Source organism: Nesterenkonia suensis (assembly GCF_054782935.1).
Genome location: NZ_BAAGRN010000005.1, coordinates 72850 through 90720 on the forward strand (window position 1 = coordinate 72850; position 17871 = coordinate 90720).

The window sequence follows — 17871 nt, forward strand, 5'->3', positions numbered from 1 at the left end:
TACAACGGAGGCGGGAGCGGCCGGGCAGGCTGGAGGACATGCAGCTGACGGCGCCGCGGCGACACTCAGCCGCCCAGCACTCCCGGCAGTGCGACGACGTCGCCGCGCCGCCCCGCCAGGCCGTCCCGCACCAGCGAGTCCAGGCAGCGGCGGCGCTGGTCGTCTGCGGCCTCGGGAAGCGCCAACCCGGCCAACAGGGCTTCAGCCTCCACCGGCTCGCCGCGGCGCAGCACCGCCATGATCGCCCCGCGCACCTGCCGGTCTGTGCCCGCCCAGGCCTGGCCGCGGGTCTTCTGCTCCTCGGTCGGCGGCGGGGAGCCGGCCGACCGCCACGCGCACAGGTCGGCCACCGGGCAGATCGCGCACTGCGGGGAGCGAGCGGTGCAGATCAGCGCGCCCAACTCCATGGTGGCGGCGTTCCAGGCGCAGGCGCGGCGCCCGCCGTCGTCATCCGTGGCGGGCATCAGATCTCGGGCGAGCCGCCGCTGGGCAGCCGTGTAGGTCTGTCCGGGCAAGGCGACGCCGGTGAAGATGCGGGCATGCGCCCGACGGATGTTGGTGTCCACCACGACTTCCGGGATCCCGAAGGCGAAGCAGGCCACCGCGGCGGCCGTGTACTCTCCGATTCCCGGCAGGGCGCGCAGCGCCTCCGGGTCCGCCGGGACCTCGCCGTCGTGCCGCTCGACGATCGCCTCCGCCGCAGCCTGGAGGCGCAGCGCCCGACGGGGGTACCCCAGCCGGTCCCAGACCGTGAGGATCTCCGACTGCGGGGCCGCCGCACAGGCGTTCGGCGTCGGCCAGCGGTGCATCCAATCGTCCCAGCGTGGCAGCACCCTGACGACGGGGGTCTGCTGCAGCATGATCTCGCTGACCAGCACACCCCACGGGGTGCACTCCGGGCGACGCCACGGCAAGTCCCGGGCGGACCCGGCGAACCACTCGATCACCCGGGTGTGCACGTCCTCCGGCGCCGGCGGGATCGGAGCGTCGGCGAGGGCCGCGTCATCAGGCAGAGTGGTCTCAGACATCCCTGCGATTCTACGGACGAACGGCACGGGTCGACGCGACCTCAGGCCGGGGTGCGCAGCGAGGCCACCAGCTCCTCCACGCGGGTCCGGATGTCATCCCGGATCGCCCGCACCGTCTCGATGCCCTGACCGGCCGGGTCGTCCAGCTGCCAGTCCTCGTACCGCTTGCCCGGATAGAACGGGCAGTCGTCCCCGCAGCCCATGGTGACCACCACGTCCGACTCCTGGACGGTGGAGGCGGAGAGCTGGTGGGGCACCTGGTCGGAGATGTCGATGCCGACCTCGGCCATCGCCTCCACCGCCACCGGGTTCACCGCCTCGCGGGGCTGGGTGCCGCCGGAGCGGACGACGACGTCGTCGCCGGCGATCTCCCGCAGGAATCCGGCGGCCATCTGGGAGCGGCCGGCATTGTGCACGCAGACGAACAGGACGGTGGGCTTGTGGTTCTCGCGGGTCATCGGCGGATCCTCTCCGGAGTCTCGGCAGGGGTGGCAGTGGCGGTGCGGGCCGCCGGCTCGGCGGGCCGCGGCGTCTCGGGTACGGCGGCGGCCGCCGGCGTCGACGTCGTGAACCAGCGGCGCGCCCACAGGGCCACATAGACCAGGGCCACGAGGATGGGCACCTCGATGAGCGGGCCGACGATCCCGGCCAGCGCCTGGCCGCTGGTGGCGCCGAAGGTGGCGATGGACACGGCGATGGCCAGCTCGAAGTTGTTGCCCGCCGCAGTGAAGGATAGGGTGGTGGAGCGCTCGTAACCCATCTTCAGGAGCCAACCGATCAGCATGGAGGCCGCGAAGGTCACCAGGAAGTAGATGGTCAGCGGCAGCGCGATCCGGGCCACGTCCAGCGGGCTGCTCAGCACCTGGTCGCCCTGCAGGGCGAAGAGCACCACGATGGTGAACAGCAGGCCGTACAGGGCCCAGGGACCGAGGCGCGGCAGGACCGTCTCCTCGTACCAGTCGCGCCCGCGGGCGCGCTCGCCGAGGGTGCGGGTCAGGTACCCGGCCACCAGAGGAATGCCCAGGAACACCAGCACGGAGACGGTGATCGCCACCACCGAGAACTCGGCGCTGGTGGTGGGCAGCCCGAGCCAGCTGGGCAGCAGCTGCAGGTAGAACCAGCCGAGCACTCCGAACATGACCACCTGGAACACCGAGTTGATGGCCACCAGCACAGCGGCGGCCTCACGGTCCCCGCAGGCGAGGTCGTTCCAGATCAGCACCATGGCGATGCAGCGGGCCAGCCCCACGATGATCAGCCCGGTCCGGTACTCCGGCAGATCCGGGAGGAAGATCCAGGCGAGGGCGAACATGAACGCCGGGGCGAGCAACCAGTTGATCAGCAGTGAGGTGATGATCAGCTTCCGGTCGCCGATGACCTTCGCCGTCTCGTCGTAGCGGACCTTCGCCAGCACCGGGTACATCATGATCAGCAGACCCAGGGCGATGGGCAGGGAGACTCCGGCGACCTTGAACGATTCCAGCGCCTCGCCGAAGCCGGGGGCGACCGCGCCCAGGCCGAGACCGACCGCCATAGCGGCGATGATCCACACCGGAAGGAACCGGTCCAACATCGAGAGCTTGGCGACGACGCCGGAGGCGTCCGGTGGGGCTGATGAGGTGGGTGCCGAGGTGGTGCTCTGTGACACGGTGCTCCTGAGCTCTGTGGGGAGGATGTTTCCTGACGACAGCGGCGCATCCGGGAAGGGTGCGCTGCAGAGGGTGCGACGACGGCATCGACAACCATCGATGTGCCGAGTGTCGTCAGAGGTATCGACGAATGTCAATGTCACTGCGAGGTGAGCACTGCGAGGTGAGGCCGCTGCGTGGTGATGTCATCGCTCATGGATGGCACGGAGCGTCCATGCCATCAGACGGCGCGGTCGAACCGGCCGTCGCCCCATCAGTCGGAGGACCCATGACTCTCTCCCTCACGTCGGGCCAGACCGACGGCGAGACGTCGAGCTGCTGCACTCCCCAGCCTGGCGTGCCTGCGCTCGACGCCGAGGCCGCCGTCGAGATCTCCGCGAAGCTCAAGGCCCTCGCCGACCCGAACCGCCTGACCCTGCTCTCGCTCATCGCCGCCGACGCCCGCGGGGAAGCCTGCGTCTGCGACCTCACCGGCCCGCTGGACCTGGGCCAGCCCACGGTCTCCCACCATCTGAAGATCCTGGTCGACGCCGGCCTCCTCACGCGGGAGAAGCGTGGCGTCTGGTCCTACTACGCCGTCGTCGACGGGGCGCTGGAGAGCACCGCCCACGCCGTCGGTCATGAGATCGTCCCACCGCGCCCGACCCCTCTCCAGCAGTCCGCATGACCTCGGCGTGGACATCACCGGCGAGACTCCCACGCCGCCCACCGAGGACATGATGCGCCGTGCCGGGCATGTGGTGGTCCTCGGCGCCGAGGCGCAGGTGCCGCAGCCCGACGGCGTGCTGGTGAAGAGAAGACCGACGAGCCCAGCCTGCGCGGCATCGAGGGCCGCGAACGCATGGAGCTGGTCCGTGACGACATCCGCCGCCGCGGGCAGGAGCTCGTCGAGCGGCTGACTGCCTGACCCTCCGGCCGACAGGTGAAGATCACATCCGGGTCGGGGTGATGCGGGCCGCCGGTGTCCAGGCTCCGGGGATACCCTGGTGCGCATGGCTTCCCCCGGTCCCCGACGCATGCCCAGGCGTCAGTCCGCCGCGGTGTATCGGCGTCGTCGGCTGGTGGTCGGTGCGTTCGCAGTGATCGTGCTGGTGGGTCTCTGGTGGGCCGGGGCGTCGATCTTCGCGCTGCTCGTCGACGACGACCCCGACAGCCCCGACGCGCAGCAGACCGACGGTGGCGGTGAGTCCGGTGAGTCCGGTGAGTCCGGTGAGGCCGGAGGCGCCGAGACTGATGGCGCCGACACGGACGACGCGGCGGGCGATGGGGAGGACGAGTCGGAGGGCTCTGAGGGTTCCTGCGCCCCCGGTGACATCCGGGTGATCGCCGACACCGATGACACCAGCTATGGCAGCACAGTGGCGCCGATGCTGATCCTCACGGTGGAGAACGCCGGCGGGGAGGAGTGCATGCTCGACGTCGGCACCGCCGAGCAGGAGTTCGTCGTCTCCCATGGGGGGCGTGAGATCTTCACCACCGCGCAGTGCGGCGACGGCGGGGACTCCTATGAGCTGACGATGGAGCCTGGGCAGCAGGAGCGGGCGCAGCTGACCTGGCCCCGTTCGGACTCTTCGGAGAGCTGCACGGAGCCCGCAGAGCTTGAGCCGGGCACCTACGAGCTGACGGTGAGCATCGGCGGGATCACGTCCGAGCCGCATCGGTTCATCCTGCAGTGAGGGCGGTCCCCGTCGGCCCCGTGCTACGGCGCCACCGCTCGTCGACCCGGCCCGCCCTGTCCGTTCTGCACCTCGGTATCACGTCTGCCCCACGAGATCTGACTGTGCAGACATGATGTGGGTGTGCAGACCGGCGTTTTCCACAGGGTCCCCGGACTCGGCCGCACCGACACCCGGAATCGGCCAGAGTGGTGGGCATGGTCACTCACGCTGTCAGATCCGAGCCACGCGATCCCGTGCGATTGCACTGCGTCGGGGACCTGCCCGATCAGGAGCGGGCCCATCGGAGCAACAGGTGGTCGACGGCGGTGCGTCGTGGCGAGATGCTGCGCCTGGCCCATGGCGTATACATCGAGCCGGGGCGGTGGCTCAACGCCCCGCCGTGGGAGCGGCATCTTATGGCTCTCGGTGCGACGGCGGCCGCAGCCTCACCGCTCTTCTGTCGCAGCTCGGCGCTCGCCCTATGGGGTGTCCCGCTGCTCCGCACTCCGGGAGAGATCACGACCCGGGAAACCCGTCGTGGGCGTGTGGGGAGCCGCAGGGCGGGTCCGCTCACCGGGACAGCCGACGCCGTCGTCGTCGCTCGCCTGCTGGCGGACCACCAGACTCCGTCCGCTGCCCTGGGCAGACCGCTCAGCGACCGTGACCTGCAGCCGATCCCCCTCCGTCGCCTCGGGGCTGCCTTGCCCGAAGGAGTCGGTCGCGAGGAGCTGCAGCTCAGGATCCGGACAGGGGAGTACACGGTGCCCCAGGACTCCCTGGGCTTCGTGGTGCATCCGTGGCTGCGGGGAGTTCCCGAGCGGGTCGATGTCGAGCCGCTTGCCTTCGCCGTTCTGGACACCGTGGCGGAGTCCTCCCTGGTCGAGGCGGCGGTGATCCTGGACGCCGTGCTGGCCGGTCGGATCACGTCCGGGCGGACCCTCGTCCTCGACGACTTCGTGGAGTGGGAACTCTATCTGCGCACGCGCCGACGGAGGGGACGGTGGGCTCAGGCCGTGGAGTTCGCCGACCCTGCCGCCGAGTCCCCGGGAGAGTCCGCGGTACGAGCCCTGATCCGGGAACTGGGCTTCCAATCCCCGGAGCTGCAGCGTGAGTGCATCCTGCCCGATGGGCGGCGCGTCCGTGTGGACTTCGCCTGGGAGGGCGTCGTCGCGGAGTTCGACGGGATGGTCAAGTACCGGAGGTCCCACGAGCTCAGCGGAGTGGGCCCGGTGGAGGCCCTCGAGGCGGAGAAACACCGCGAGGACGGGCTTCGAGCGCTGGGGCTGGTCGTCGTCCGGATCATCTGGGAGGACATCCTGCGGCCCGAGCGGCTCCGTCGGAAGCTGCTGCAGGCCGGAGTGCCTCGTGCCCGGTGATCGCTGGTCGGTGCGTCCTGCCTCCCGAGATCACGTCTGCACCACGAGATCTGGCTGTGCAGACGTGATTCTGTGGTGCAGTTGTCCCCCAGGTCTGCTCGGCCCCACAACAGCTAGGCTGATGCCCGTGTTCCTGCTGATCCTGGCCGCCGTCTTCGGGGCTCTCTACGTGTACTTCCGTAACCGGGACCGGCGCATGCTGCGCAACGGGGTGTTCCTGGTCGCGGCGCTCGGCTGTGGGCTGCTCGGCCTCTTGGAGATCTTCTCCCGCGTGGTGCCGGGCTTCGGCCTGGTCAACCTCGCGCTGGTGCTGCTGCTGCCGCTCAGCGTGCTGGTGCTGTGCTGGTTCCTCATCGCCAACGGGATCACCATGCTGCGCCGCGAAGGTCGACGTGTGGGCAACATGCTCTCGCTGTTCGCCGGGCTGGCGATCCCGGCGCTGCCGGTGATCGCGGTGCTGCTGGTCGGCACGGGGGACCCATATCTGGCGACCGTCGCGGTGCTGCTGTTCCTGTCCACCGGGTATTTGAGCGTGGCCTTCGTGATCTTCCTCAGCTATGCGGTGGCCTACGGGCACATGAACCACCGGGACCATCCGGACGCCGTCGTGATCCTCGGCTCGCGGCTGATCGATGGCGAGGTGCCGCCGCTGCTGAAGGACCGCCTGGACCGTGCCCTGGAGATCTACGGGCAGTCCGAGCAGAAGCCGCTGCTCATCCCCTCCGGAGGACAGGGACCGGACGAGTCCCGCCCCGAGGGCGAGGCGATGGCCGAGTATCTGCTCGCCCAGGGGGCGGCCGCCGAGGACGTCATTCCGGAGAACCGGGCGGTGAACACGGCACAGAACCTGCGGTTCGCCCAGCAGATCCAGGACGACGCCGGCCGTTCGGGCCCGCTGCTGGCGGTCACCAACAACTACCACGTGCTGCGTGCGGCGCTGCTGGCCCGCAAGGCGGGGCTCCGTGCTGAGGTCACCGGCGCGACGACGGCCCGCTACTACGTGCCCAGCGCCTTCCTACGCGAGTTCATCGCCGTGATGCGGGGGCACTTGTTCCTGCACGTGGTGCTGTTCCTGCCGTTCCTGGCCTTCGCCGGGCTCGTGCTCGCGTCGGCGCTGGCCGCGGGCTGATCCGAACAGTCCCCGCCTGCTGTCCTCACCGCCGGCCGCTCCGGCCTGGCATGGCGGTGGCCACATCTGCGCTGATGACCTGGCGTGCAGCACCTAGACTCGAAGGGTGAGCACAGCCTCGGATGTCCCGGACCCCGCCGGCAGCAGCCGGACGGGCCTGTTCGCGTACCTGCGGCACATGGTCCGCACCGCCCGCCGGGTCACGACCGACCGGGCGCGCTCCGGAGGCCTGCGGGCGGGACGTTCCGTGGTTCCGGCCCTGCAGATGACCGTGGCCGGCGTCGGCGCCTTCGCGCTCGCCGAGACTCTGCTGGGCCATGACGGGCCGCTCTTCGCCGCGGTCGCCGCGCTGATCGCCCTGGGTTTCACCAAGGAGCCTCGGCTGCGCAAAGTGGTGGAGGTCGCCCTGGGGTGCACGCTGGGCATCTTCATCGGGGACATGGTGCTGCATGTCTTCGGCGCCGGTCTGCTGACGGCCTCGTTCGTGCTGTTCATCTCGATCATGCTGGCCCGGCTGTTGGACAACTCGTCGCTGCTGGCGATGCAGATGGGCCTGCAGGCGCTGCTGGTGGTGCTGATCCCCGCCCCGGAGAGCGGCCTGCTGGGGCCGTTCTCGCGCAGCGCGGACGCCGTCCTCGGGGGCACGGTGGCCATGCTGATCGCGCTGTTGACCCCGAAGGACCCGCGCCGGGAGCCGATCCGTGAGCTGCGCCGGGTGGTGGATGACCTCACGCGGGCGCTGCGGGAGACGGCGACGGCGATCCGCACCTCGGAGTCCCGGGAGGCCTGGCATGCGCTGATCCGCTGCCGGGGCATCCAGTCCCAGCTCGACGACGCCCTCGCGGCGGTCTCCTCCGCGGAGGAGCTGACTCGGTATTCGCCGGCCTACCGTCGGCATCGGCACTATGTGCGGCGGATGGGGCGGTTGGCCGAGAAGATGGACCTGGCGGTGCGCTCCATGCGGGTGATCACCCGACGGGCGGTGTCGATGGTGGACCACGCGTCCTTGACCGATGAGGCCACGGAGAGCCTGTCCTCACTGCTGGAGGAGTTCGCCGACGCCGTCCAGCTGCTCTCTCGGGCGGTCTCGGAGCCGGGCCCGGCCTCGGCGCAGCGGATGGAGGTGGCCCAGCACGGGCTCTCGGCGGTGGCCACCCGGCTGCATCCCACGCGCCTGCAGATCCACACCCTGGAGGGTGAGTCGGTGGTGCTGATGCTGCGCACCATGATCGTCGACGTGATGGAGGCCGCAGGGCTGACCCATGAGGAGGCCGAGGAGCTGCTTCCTGCGCTGGGTCAGCGGGACACGCTGACCGGGCGCATCCGGATCGTCAACGCCGAGCGCCGGGCTGAGCGGGCGGAGCGGAAGGCCGAGCGGCAGGATGAGTGGCCCCGCGAGCATTTCGAGGAGGACGACGACGGCCCCCCGGAGAGCGAGCCGGGAGGCCGCTGATCCTCCGCCTCAGAGCTGCAGGATCATGCGGGTGTTGCCCAGGGTGTTGGGCTTCACCCGTGCGAGGTCGAGGAACTCGGCCACGCCTTCATCTTGGGAGCGCAGCAGCTCGGAGTAGACTTCCGGGTCCACGGCATCCTGGTTGGCCATCACGGTGAAGCCGTGTCGGGTGAAGAACTCCTCTTCGAAGGTCAGGCAGAACACCCGGCTGACGCCGATCTGGCGGGCGGTGTCGAGCAGGCGGTGCAGCAGCGCGGAGCCGACGCCGTGGCCGCGCCATTCGTCCCGGGTGGCCAGAGTGCGCACTTCAGCGAGGTCCTCCCACATGACGTGCAACGCCCCGAAGCCGATGAGCTCCCCGTCGTCGGATTCGGCGATCTGGAATTCCTGCAGAGACTCGAAGTAGGCGACCTTCTCCTTGGCGACCAGGACTCGTCGTTCCACCAGTGGGCGGGCGAGTTCGACGATCGATGTCACGTCCGGGGTGCGCGCGGGGCGGATGCTGAACGATCCGCGGGCCCGGCGGTGCGGCGGGGCGCCGGGGGTTCCCATGGCGTCGCTGGAGTCGCTGGAGTCGCTGGAGTCGCTGGTGTCGCTGGAGTCCATCGGTCCAGTCTACGTCCGGGCGCCGGGGGAAGGCGGTCCTCGCGGCGCAGGCCAGTTCACGGACAGTTCATCGAATTCGTGCGACGTCGTCACCTGTCTCGACGGATCTCGTCATCTGGTGTCCCTAACGTGGCTCAGGGCTCGGGCGATGCTCGGCGGCGCCGTCGTCGTGACGTCCTCGGCCGACGGACAGAGACAGTCCACCATGAGGCATGACCACCTGTGAGAGGGAGACACGTGAAGGCATATCGATTCGGTCGCGCAACGGCCGTCCTGACAGCGGCATCGCTGGCCCTGGTCGCCTGTGACGCGGCCGCCGACGATTCCTCAGCCGCCGATGAAGGCACCGGCGACGCCGGAGCCTCCGGTCAGGTGGCGATCGACGGGTCGTCGACGGTGGCGCCGCTCGGCGAGGCCGCGGCGGAGATGTTCATGCAGGAGAACCCTGATGTCCAGGTGACCGTGGGGACCTCCGGCACCGGCGGCGGCTTCGAGATGTTCTGCCGGGGAGAGACCGACATCTCCGAGGCCTCACGGCACATCAACGACGACGAGTCCCAGAACTGTGCCGATGCGGGCATCGAGTTCGCGGAGATCGGCATCGCCAACGATGCGCTCTCGGTCATCGTCCATGAGGACAACGACTGGCTGGACGGGATCTCCCCGGACGATCTCTCCGAGATCTGGAATCAGGACTCCGAGGTCGAGAACTGGTCTGACCTGGACCCCTCCTACCCGGAGGAGCCGATCGAGCTCTACGGCCCCGGCACGGACTCCGGCACGTTCGACTTCTTCACCGAGGTCATCAACGGTGAGGAGGGGAACATCCGGGCCGACTACAACGACATCGGTGAAGACGACTTCGCCGCGATCACCGGAACCTCCGGCAATCCCTACGCGATGGCCTTCGTGCCGCTCTCCTATGTCCTGGAGGCGGAAGGGGAGGCGATCCGCGCCCTGGAGATCGAGAACGAGGACGGCGAGCTGGTCGCCCCCTCCTCGGAGACCGTCCAGGACGGCAGCTACAACCCGCTGGGGCGTGAGCTGTTCATGTACCCCTCGGACCTCGCCGTCGAGCGCCAGGAGGTCCGCGACTTCCTGCAGTTCGCCTTCGAGAACAACGACGCCATCGCTGAGGCGGCGAACATGATCGCACTCACCGAGGAGCAGGCGGCGGAGGCCCAGGAGGCTGTCGAGGCGCTCTCCGAGTGATCCGACCTCACCGTCCCGGGCGGTCCGGCGACCAGACCGGGTCCGGACCGCCTGGGACGGCGAGCAGCACCCCGTGGACGACGTGGAAGGAGAACAGGTGAGCAGCATCGGCACCGAGGATCGGCCCAGCGTGATCCTGGTGAGTCGGTCCTCGCGCTGGGGGGAGAAGCTCATCCAGGGCTGGTTGGCTCTGTGCGCATTGGCCTCGGTGATCATCACCGCCGGTATCGTCCTGTCGCTGTTCAGCCCGCTGCCGGAGTTCTTCAGCCGGGTCAGCATCGGGGAGTTCTTCTCCGCCGACACCTGGGCGCCTGCGCTGGCGAACCCCTCGTTCGGCGTGTGGAACATCGTGGTGGGCACGTTGAACGTGACCATGTATGCCCTGCTGGTGGCGATCCCCGCCGGACTGGGGGCGGCCATCTACCTCAGCGAGTTCGCCGGCCGTCGCGCCCGGAAGGTCCTCAAGCCGGCTCTCGAGGTCCTCGAGGGGGTGCCGACGGTGGCGTACGGCATCTTCGCGTTCACCTTCGTGACGCCGTTGCTCCGTGATCACTGGCCGACGTGGCTCCCCGGCGCGCTCGGGGACCCTCCGGGGATCTTCTCTGCCGGTGCCGCCGGCATCGTGCTGGGCATCATGATCATCCCGACCGTCGCCTCGATCTCGGAGGACGCGATGTCCGCGGTGCCGAGGGGGCTGCGGGAAGGGGCCTACGGCCTGGGCAGCACACGGATGCAGGTGGCGACCCATGTCGTGGTGCCGGCTGCGCTGTCCGGCATCGTGGCCGCCTTCGTGCTCGGGGTCTCCCGGGCGATCGGCGAGACGATGGTGGTGCTGATCGCCGCCGGCGCCAACCCGAATCTCACCCTGCTGCCCAACGAGTCGGTGCTGCCGATGACGGCGTTCATCGGGCGCACCGCCACCGGTGACATCGGCACCGGGACCACGGTCTACTACACGATCTTCGCGGTGGGGGCCCTGCTGTTCCTGATGACCTTCATCATGAACATGATCTCCATCGCGCTGGTCCGTCGCTTCCGGGAGAAGTACGAATGATGCACTCACGCACGGCCCATGCCTCCGCCGTCGCCCGCAGCACCACCCGGCAGATCGTCATGGGGCGGCGGTCCGGCGTCTGGCGGGAGATCGTCTTCAAGTACCTGCTGATCCTGTGCCTGGTGATCGCCTTCGTCACGCTGCTGGCGCTGATCGCCCACTCGGTGTGGGTGGGCCGCGGACGGCTGGACCTGAATCTCATCACCCAGATGCCCTCGACGCTGACCCCGGAGACCTCGGGGATGCAGTCGGCCCTGTGGGGCACGATCATCATCATGCTGGGGGTGCTGTTCACCGTGGTGCCGTTGGGAGTCTCCGCCGCGGTCTACCTGGAGGAGTACGCGGACCGGGAGCGCTGGTGGAACCGGTTCATCGAACTGAACATCCAGAACCTGGCGGCAGTGCCGTCCATCGTCTTCGGCATCCTGGGGCTCGCCTTCGTGGTGCGGCAGGGCTTCTCCCTGGGACCGGTGGCCTACGCCGGCTCGTTGACCCTGGCGATGCTGGTGCTTCCGACCGTCATCATGGCCTCCCGGGAGGCGCTGAAGGCGGTGCCCGACTCGATCCGTCAGGCGTCGCTGGGCATGGGGGCGACGAAGTGGCAGACGATCTGGCATCAGGTGCTGCCGTCGGCGGTGCCGGGGATGGTCACCGGCACGATCCTGGCGATGTCCCGGGCGATCGGTGAGACCGCGCCGCTGCTGCTGGTCGGTGCGACGACGTTCGTCACGTTCAACCCGGAAGGACCGTTCAGCGGGGCCTACACCGCGATCCCGGTGCAGATCTTCCAATGGGCCACGCGGCCGCAGCCCGAGTTCCGTGAGCTGGCCGCAGCAGGTGTGATCCTGCTGATCGTGGTGCTGCTGCTGATGAACTCCGTGGCCGTATGGCTGCGCAACCGGTACACCCGCGACTGGTGAGGGCGGTGCCGGCCGGACGGCTCGCGACTCGCCGCTGCTCACAGACACCCCCGATCTCAGGAGACTCAGGTGAACTTCATCGCCACAGACACCGCCGATCCCTCGACCGCTCGAGGGCACGTCCCTCCGGTGATGGCCGCGCGCGGTCTCACCGTCCACTACGGGAACTTCCACGCGGTGGACTCGGTCGACATCAGCTTCCATCGGCGCGAAGTCACGGCGCTGATCGGACCCTCGGGCTGTGGGAAGTCGACGGTGCTGCGCTGTCTGAACCGGATGAACGACCTCATCCCCTCGGCCCGGGTGGACGGGGAGGTCACCTACCACGGTCAGGACATCTACCAGCCGAAGATCGACCCCATCGAGGTGCGCCGCCGGATCGGCATGGTCTTCCAGAAGGCGAACCCGTTCCCGAAGAGCATCTATGACAACGTCGCCTATGGGCCCCGGGTCACGAAGATGAAGGTCTCCTCCATGGACGACCTGGTGGAGCAGTCGCTGCGCCGCGCCGCCTTGTGGGACGAGGTCAAGGACAAGCTCAGGGAGTCGGCCTTCGGGCTGTCCGGGGGGCAGCAGCAGCGGCTCTGCATCGCTCGGGCGATCGCGACATCCCCTGACGTGGTGCTCCTGGACGAGCCGTGCTCGGCGCTGGACCCGATCGCGACGGCCGCGATCGAGGACCTGATCACGGACCTGAAGCAGGAGTACACCCTGATCATCGTCACCCACAATATGCAGCAGGCGGCGCGGATCTCCGACTGGACGGCGTTCTTCACTGCCGCGGTGGAGGAGGGTACAGGCCACCGCATCGGCCGGCTCGTCGAGTACGCCGACACCTCCACCATCTTCAACAACCCGCGGGAGAAGTCCACTGAGGACTATGTCTCCGGCAAGTTCGGCTGAGCCGGCAGCTGACTGCGGGCACGGTCCCGGGGCACAGTCCCGGGGGAGGAGCCCGGAGGAGTGCGGTCAGTGCTCCAGCAGCGGCGAGATGATCAGCAGCAGCATGGCGGATGCCGCACCGGCCACCAGCGGGGTCGCCGCCCAGTAGAGGAAGAGCCGCACGGCCTGCGGCCAGTTCACAGTGGCGAAGCGCTGATTGGATCCGGCGCCGATCACCGAGGAGGCCGCGGTCAGCGACGTCGACAGCGGCAGCGTCATCGCCAGTGAGCCGACGAACAGCAGCGAGGACGTCGTCGTGGTGGAGACCATGCCGCGCATCGGGTCCATGGTGACCAGACGATGGCCCAGCATGTGGCCGATCCGCCAACCACCGGTGAGGCATCCCAGCCCGATGAGCGCGGCGAAGACCGCGTAGGCTGGCGGCATCCAGAGGGCGGGATCCTCGACGCCGGCGGCCGGCAGGGCGAGCAGCAGGACGAAGGAGAACCGCTGGCCCTGCTGCAGTCCGGTGCCCAGACTGGTCAGGCCCGCGCACACCGCCTGCACTGTGCGACTGGTCTCGTTGACGGTGTGCGGGTCCGCGCCCCGGGCCACCCGCACGGCGAGGAACACCAGTAGGTAGGCCAGCCCGAAGGCGACCAGCGGTGAGAGCAGCAGGGCCACCAGCGGGGCCGCCCACGGCAGGTGGAACACCTCGGTGGACTGGGCACCGGCGAGAAGCATCGAGGCCAGAGCGCCGCCGAGCAGCGCGGCGAGCAGGGCGTGGGTGGTGGAGGTCGGGATCCCGCGGAAGTAGGTGTAGAGGTTCCACCCCAACAGGGCGATCAGCGAGCTCAGCACCACCCCGAGGACCATCTGGGGCTCCATCTGCGGGAAGTCGAACCAGGAGAACAGGTGCACGCCCAACGGGATGGTGATCAGCACTCCGAGCGCGTTGGCCCCGGCGGCCAGCCGGGTGGCGATCCGCGGGGTCAGGGCCCGGGTGCGGGTGGGGATGGCGATCGAGTTGGGGACATCATGCATGCCGGCGACGAACAGGTTCGGCAGCAGCGCGACGAGGATGAGGGTGAGCAGCAGGATCTCCACGTGGGCGGCCTCAGGACTCGCGCACGATGATCGACCCCGCGGTGGTGCTGACCTTCCGCAGGGACTCGACCGCCTGCAGCATCGCGGTGGCGATCTGGGCCTGCTGCAGGGCGATGTTCGGCTGGAATGCGCTGTCGGACGAGGTCAGCCACTCGCGGTGGGTCCGGTTGGCCTGCTTGGTGAGCCGCTGGATCTGGATCCAGTACTCCTCGAGGTGGTCGAAGTCGTCCAGCCGCGCCAGGGCGTCGATGGTCAGGTCCACCTGGCGGCCCATGGTCTCCAGCTGGTCGGAGCTCTGCCGCGGGAGCACGAGGTTCTCTCGGGCGATGATCAGGTCGCCGGCGGCGACGACGTGCTCCAGGGTGCGGTTCAGCAGCCGGGAGAGCGCGTAGATGTCCTCGCGGGGCAGCGGAGTGAGGAAGACGCTGCGGATGTGGGTCAGCAGGTTGAAATGGAGGTCCATGGCGGTGCCCTCCAGCCCGATCAGCTCCTCGCGCAGCGGACGCCGGTCCTCCGGCGGCATGCCGAGCAGCTGAGAGAGCAGGTGCACGCCGGTGCGGACCTCCCGACCGATGCCGGTCAGCAGCTCCACGGCCTGCGAATGGCGCTGGCCTCGTCGTGTGATCATCCGGTGGTCCTCATCTGGTCTGCCCTGCAACGGTGTCCGTGGAGAGTGTATAGCGGGAAGGTGAACTGCTCGGCCGCGGTGCGGCGGGCCGGCGCCGTCGTCGGACCTGCCGGTGCAGACAGCTGAACCCGCCGCATGCCGAAGCATGGGCGGGTTCAGGCCTGATGACGACGTCCGAGACGCCGTTCAGTGTGACGTTAGGGTGTCGGGCTGGGAACGCCTCACGGCGCGTGGCCGCTCGAAGCGGCTAAAGGTTGGAGCCCGGGGGTTACCTGCAGCCCGACACATTCCTAGTGTCCCCCTGGATTCTCCTGAGGTCAACCAGGAACTCTGATCCGGGCGGAGAGTCCGCTCATCGCAGGGACGAGGACCCTTCCGGTGTGGCTTCCAGTGCGGGTGCCAGCCTGCTGCGGGTGTCGTCATGGGTCCCTCCGCCACCATGGTCAGGCGGCGGAGCGCGGCGGTACCATCAGGGGCACAGGCTTCGCCGGGCAATGGTGGTGAGAGCGATGGAGAACATCCCTGACCGTGCACAGGTCGTCGTCATCGGGGCCGGAATCGTCGGCAGCTCGATCGTCCGACACCTCGCCGAACTCGGCTGGCGGGACATCCTGCTGGTCGACAAAGGCCCCCTGCCCGAACCCGGCGGCTCCTCCGATCATGCCTCGAACTTCGTGTTCCCGGTGGACCACTCCCGGGAGATCACCGAACTCACCCTGGACTCGCTGAGGCAGTACGCCGCGCTCGACGTGCTCACCGAATGTGGCGGCATCGAGGTGGCGCGCACCCCGGAGCGTCTCCAGGAGCTGCGCCGAAGGATGAGCTCGGCTGCCGCCTGGGGCGTCGACGCCGAACTGCTCAGCCCGGCGCAGGTCGCCGAGCACATGCCGTGGATCCGACAGGACCTGCTGCTGGCCGGATTCCACACGCCCACCGGGGCCATCGTCGACGCCGTCCGCGCCGGGGAGCTGATGCGCGCCCGGGCAGAGGAGCTCGGCGCGCTGACGATCGCCGACCGCACCGAGGTGACCGGGATGGAGGTCGACGACGGCCCCCACCTCGGGGTGCCCGGCCGCATCCGTGCGGTGCAGACCAGCCGCGGCCGGGTGGAGGCGGGCCACGTCGTCGTCGCCTGCGGCGTGTGGAGCCCGCAGATCGCCGCACTGGCCGGGGCCAGCATCCCGCTGGTGGCCGCAGTGCACCAGATGATGGACCTGGGTCCCATCCCGGAGCTCGCCGCCGCCGACGAGTGGATCTCAGTGCCGCTGGTGAGGGACATGGACGCCCGCATGTACGCCCGGCAGCGTGGGCCGGACCTGGAGCTCGGATCGTACGCGCACCGCCCCATCCTCCACGAGCCGTCCGATATTCCGCCGCTGGGTGCGCCCGGACAGGCCTCGCCCACCCAGATGCCGTTCATCGCGCAGGACTTCGCCCCGCAGCTGGCCCACGCCCGGCAGCTCTACCCCCAGCTGCTCGGCCAGCACGGCCGCGACGGCGTCGAGGTCACCCACGCCATCAACGGACTGCTCTCGCTCACCGCCGACGGCGCCCCGCTGCTGGGCGAGACCGCCGAGGTCCGCGGGCTCTGGTCCACGGCCGCGGTCTGGATCAAGGAGGGTCCCGGCGTCGGGCGAGCGATCGCCGAGTGGATGACCGACGGCGCCTGTGACGTGGATGTCCACGCCGCCGACGTCACCCGGACGCCGCCGCATGCCCGGACCCGGCGTCATGTCCGATCCCGCGCGGCGGAGGGCTTCCCCAAGGTCTACGGGATCGTCCACCCGCGGGAGCAGTGGGCCAGCAGCCGCCCGATGCGCACCAGCCCCTTCCATCCGCGCACCCAGGCGCTGGGCGGGGAGTTCTTCGAGGTCTCCGGCTGGGAGCGGCCGCAGTGGTACGCGGCCAATGCGTCCCTGGTGGAGGAGTACGCGGCGCACATCGATGACCGGGTTCACGAGTGGGACGCCCGCTGGTGGTCGCCGATCATCGAGGCGGAGCATCTGGCTATGCGGGAGCGGGCGGCGATGTTCGACCTCACCGCCTTCAGCGTTATCGACATCACCGGCCCCGCCGCCCTGGAGGGCGTGCAGCGGGTCGCGATGGCGAACGTGGATCGTGCCGTGGGTCGGGTCATCTACACTCCGCTGCTGGATGCCCGCGGCGGCTTCCGCTCCGATCTGACCATCGTGAGGCTGGGGAAGGAACACTTCCGCGTCATCACCGGAGCCGCCGACGGCGCCCGCGACCTGGCCTGGTTTCGCCGCCACCTGGCCGCTGAACTCGACGACGGCCGGGTGGTGATCCAGGACCTGACCTCGGCGACCTGCGCGATCGGGCTCTGGGGGCCGCGTGCCCGTGACGTCGTCGCCGGGTTGACCGAGGACGACGTCTCCGACGACGGGTTCGGCTTCGGCACGGCCCGGACAGTGGTGCTCGCCGGGATCCCCACGCTGATGGTACGCATCTCCTACGTGGGTGACCTCGGCTGGGAGATCCATCTGCCGGTGGAGCACGGCCTGGCCCTGTGGGACGCGCTGTGGGAGGTCGGGCGGCCGCAGGGTCTCATCGCCGCCGGAGGTGGGGTCTATGGCACCACCGGCCGGTTGGAGAAGGCGCACCGGCTCTTCGGGGCCGAGCTCACCCCGGACCATGACCCGGTGGAGGCCGGGCTCGCGCTGCCGACGGTCAAGCAGGCCGAGTTCCTCGGCAAGGACGCCTACCTGGCGGCCCGGGTGCAGGAGTCGGCCGCGTTGCTGTGCACTCTCGCCCTCACCGGCGCCGGGGCCGCTGAGCCGCGGTTCCCCACGGGGAACGAGCCGGTGCTCGACGTCGACGGCTCACCTCTGGTGGACGCCATCGGTCGGCGCAGCTACGTCACCAGCGCGGGCCCGACGCCGTCGCTGGGGCGCTACGTGATGCTGGCCTACCTGCCGCCCGAGCACGCGGCCGTCGGCACGGAGCTGCGGGTGGAGTACCTGGGGGTGCGGCTGGCGGCCGAGGTGCTGACGGTGGGGCGGACTGCCCCCTTCGATCCGGAGCACCGTCGGGTGAGGAGCTGAAGGGCTGAGTGAGCCCCGCACCCCCAGGGAGCACCCACTATGTGAGGTCGCACCCGCAACGTTGCGGGTGCGACCTCACATAGTGGGTGCGACTTCGGGGCGGGGCT

The 17871-nt window shown here is 69.5% G+C and carries 17 protein-coding genes; 11 read left to right on the forward strand and 6 right to left on the reverse strand.

Annotated elements, in window-relative coordinates:
* Window positions 1-65: 65 nt before the first annotated feature.
* Genes ACYVKI_RS06810 through arsB form a run of 3 tightly spaced genes read right to left on the reverse strand, consistent with a single transcriptional unit; the run spans window position 66 to window position 2601 of the window.
* Window positions 66-1028 (reverse strand): HhH-GPD family protein, encoded by a 963-nt coding sequence (locus tag ACYVKI_RS06810; RefSeq protein ID WP_460689592.1) that lies wholly within the window; start codon window positions 1026-1028, stop codon window positions 66-68.
* Window positions 1029-1069: 41 nt separating this feature from the next.
* Window positions 1070-1486, reverse strand: a complete 417-nt coding sequence (locus tag ACYVKI_RS06815) for an arsenate reductase ArsC (RefSeq protein ID WP_460689593.1) — start codon at window positions 1484-1486, stop codon at window positions 1070-1072.
* A complete protein-coding gene (gene arsB / locus ACYVKI_RS06820) occupies window positions 1483-2601 on the reverse strand; it encodes an ACR3 family arsenite efflux transporter (RefSeq protein WP_460689740.1) in 1119 nt (372 codons plus the stop codon). The genes ACYVKI_RS06815 and arsB overlap by 4 nt, the downstream gene beginning before the upstream one ends.
* A gap of 344 nt (window positions 2602-2945) precedes the next feature.
* On the opposite strand from arsB, the gene ACYVKI_RS06825 reads away from it, so the two are divergent.
* The 6 genes from ACYVKI_RS06825 (at window position 2946) to ACYVKI_RS06850 (ending at window position 8293) form a co-directional block, all read left to right on the forward strand.
* A complete protein-coding gene (locus ACYVKI_RS06825; protein ID WP_460689594.1) occupies window positions 2946-3344 on the forward strand; it encodes an ArsR/SmtB family transcription factor in 399 nt (132 codons plus the stop codon).
* Window positions 3345-3351: 7 nt separating this feature from the next.
* Window positions 3352-3576 carry a hypothetical protein gene (locus ACYVKI_RS06830; protein WP_460689595.1) on the forward strand — a complete coding sequence of 75 codons (225 nt, stop codon included), beginning with the start codon at window positions 3352-3354 and terminating at the stop codon, window positions 3574-3576.
* A 93-nt stretch (window positions 3577-3669) separates the two neighbouring features.
* On the forward strand, window positions 3670-4353 hold the full coding sequence (locus tag ACYVKI_RS06835) for a hypothetical protein (protein ID WP_460689596.1): 684 nt from the start codon (window positions 3670-3672) through the stop codon (window positions 4351-4353).
* Between the two features lie 308 nt (window positions 4354-4661).
* Window positions 4662-5711: a hypothetical protein gene (locus tag ACYVKI_RS06840; RefSeq protein ID WP_460689597.1), complete on the forward strand. Its 1050-nt coding sequence runs from the start codon at window positions 4662-4664 to the stop codon at window positions 5709-5711.
* 127 nt (window positions 5712-5838) lie between these two features.
* Window positions 5839-6840 carry a YdcF family protein gene (locus ACYVKI_RS06845; RefSeq protein WP_460689598.1) on the forward strand — a complete coding sequence of 334 codons (1002 nt, stop codon included), beginning with the start codon at window positions 5839-5841 and terminating at the stop codon, window positions 6838-6840.
* 106 nt (window positions 6841-6946) lie between these two features.
* Window positions 6947-8293, forward strand: coding sequence for an FUSC family protein (locus ACYVKI_RS06850; protein ID WP_460689599.1), 1347 nt, complete (start codon window positions 6947-6949; stop codon window positions 8291-8293).
* 9 nt (window positions 8294-8302) lie between these two features.
* On the opposite strand, the gene ACYVKI_RS06855 is transcribed toward ACYVKI_RS06850, so the two are convergent.
* The gene (locus ACYVKI_RS06855) at window positions 8303-8845 is read right to left on the reverse strand and encodes an amino-acid N-acetyltransferase (protein ID WP_460689741.1); all 543 of its coding nucleotides are present in this window, start codon (window positions 8843-8845) and stop codon (window positions 8303-8305) included.
* Between the two features lie 291 nt (window positions 8846-9136).
* On the opposite strand from ACYVKI_RS06855, the gene ACYVKI_RS06860 reads away from it, so the two are divergent.
* From ACYVKI_RS06860 to pstB, 4 genes are all read left to right on the forward strand, one after another.
* Entirely contained in the window at window positions 9137-10111 is a 975-nt protein-coding gene (locus ACYVKI_RS06860; RefSeq protein ID WP_460689600.1) for a phosphate ABC transporter substrate-binding protein PstS family protein, read from the forward strand.
* Between the two features lie 97 nt (window positions 10112-10208).
* Window positions 10209-11165: a phosphate ABC transporter permease subunit PstC gene (pstC, locus tag ACYVKI_RS06865; RefSeq protein ID WP_460689601.1), complete on the forward strand. Its 957-nt coding sequence runs from the start codon at window positions 10209-10211 to the stop codon at window positions 11163-11165.
* A complete protein-coding gene (pstA, locus tag ACYVKI_RS06870) occupies window positions 11162-12085 on the forward strand; it encodes a phosphate ABC transporter permease PstA (protein ID WP_460689602.1) in 924 nt (307 codons plus the stop codon). Before pstC ends, pstA begins: the two co-directional genes overlap by 4 nt.
* Window positions 12086-12217: 132 nt before the next feature.
* Window positions 12218-12988 (forward strand): phosphate ABC transporter ATP-binding protein PstB, encoded by a 771-nt coding sequence (gene pstB / locus ACYVKI_RS06875; RefSeq protein WP_460689742.1) that lies wholly within the window; start codon window positions 12218-12220, stop codon window positions 12986-12988.
* Between the two features lie 66 nt (window positions 12989-13054).
* Here pstB and ACYVKI_RS06880 read toward each other — a convergent pair whose 3' ends face one another.
* On the reverse strand, window positions 13055-14074 hold the full coding sequence (locus ACYVKI_RS06880) for an inorganic phosphate transporter (protein WP_460689603.1): 1020 nt from the start codon (window positions 14072-14074) through the stop codon (window positions 13055-13057).
* Window positions 14075-14084: 10 nt separating this feature from the next.
* Window positions 14085-14702, reverse strand: a complete 618-nt coding sequence (locus ACYVKI_RS06885; RefSeq protein ID WP_460689604.1) for a DUF47 domain-containing protein — start codon at window positions 14700-14702, stop codon at window positions 14085-14087.
* A 509-nt stretch (window positions 14703-15211) separates the two neighbouring features.
* Between ACYVKI_RS06885 and ACYVKI_RS06890 the strand changes: the two genes are divergently transcribed.
* Window positions 15212-17764, forward strand: coding sequence for a GcvT family protein (locus ACYVKI_RS06890; RefSeq protein WP_460689605.1), 2553 nt, complete (start codon window positions 15212-15214; stop codon window positions 17762-17764).
* Window positions 17765-17871 lie beyond the last annotated feature (107 nt).

Excerpts from the sequence above, each read along its gene's own strand:
- ACYVKI_RS06810 (WP_460689592.1), bottom strand. The coding sequence starts at position 1,028 with ATGTCTGAGACCACTCTGCCTGATGACGCGGCCCTCGCCGACGCTCCG.
- ACYVKI_RS06815 (WP_460689593.1), bottom strand. The coding sequence starts at position 1,486 with ATGACCCGCGAGAACCACAAGCCCACCGTCCTGTTCGTCTGCGTGCAC.
- arsB (WP_460689740.1), bottom strand. The coding sequence starts at position 2,601 with ATGTTGGACCGGTTCCTTCCGGTGTGGATCATCGCCGCTATGGCGGTC.
- ACYVKI_RS06825 (WP_460689594.1), top strand. The coding sequence starts at position 2,946 with ATGACTCTCTCCCTCACGTCGGGCCAGACCGACGGCGAGACGTCGAGC.
- ACYVKI_RS06835 (WP_460689596.1), top strand. The coding sequence starts at position 3,670 with ATGGCTTCCCCCGGTCCCCGACGCATGCCCAGGCGTCAGTCCGCCGCG.
- ACYVKI_RS06855 (WP_460689741.1), bottom strand. The coding sequence starts at position 8,845 with ATGGGAACCCCCGGCGCCCCGCCGCACCGCCGGGCCCGCGGATCGTTC.
- pstA (WP_460689602.1), top strand. The coding sequence starts at position 11,162 with ATGATGCACTCACGCACGGCCCATGCCTCCGCCGTCGCCCGCAGCACC.
- pstB (WP_460689742.1), top strand. The coding sequence starts at position 12,218 with ATGGCCGCGCGCGGTCTCACCGTCCACTACGGGAACTTCCACGCGGTG.
- ACYVKI_RS06885 (WP_460689604.1), bottom strand. The coding sequence starts at position 14,702 with ATGATCACACGACGAGGCCAGCGCCATTCGCAGGCCGTGGAGCTGCTG.
- ACYVKI_RS06890 (WP_460689605.1), top strand. The coding sequence starts at position 15,212 with ATGGAGAACATCCCTGACCGTGCACAGGTCGTCGTCATCGGGGCCGGA.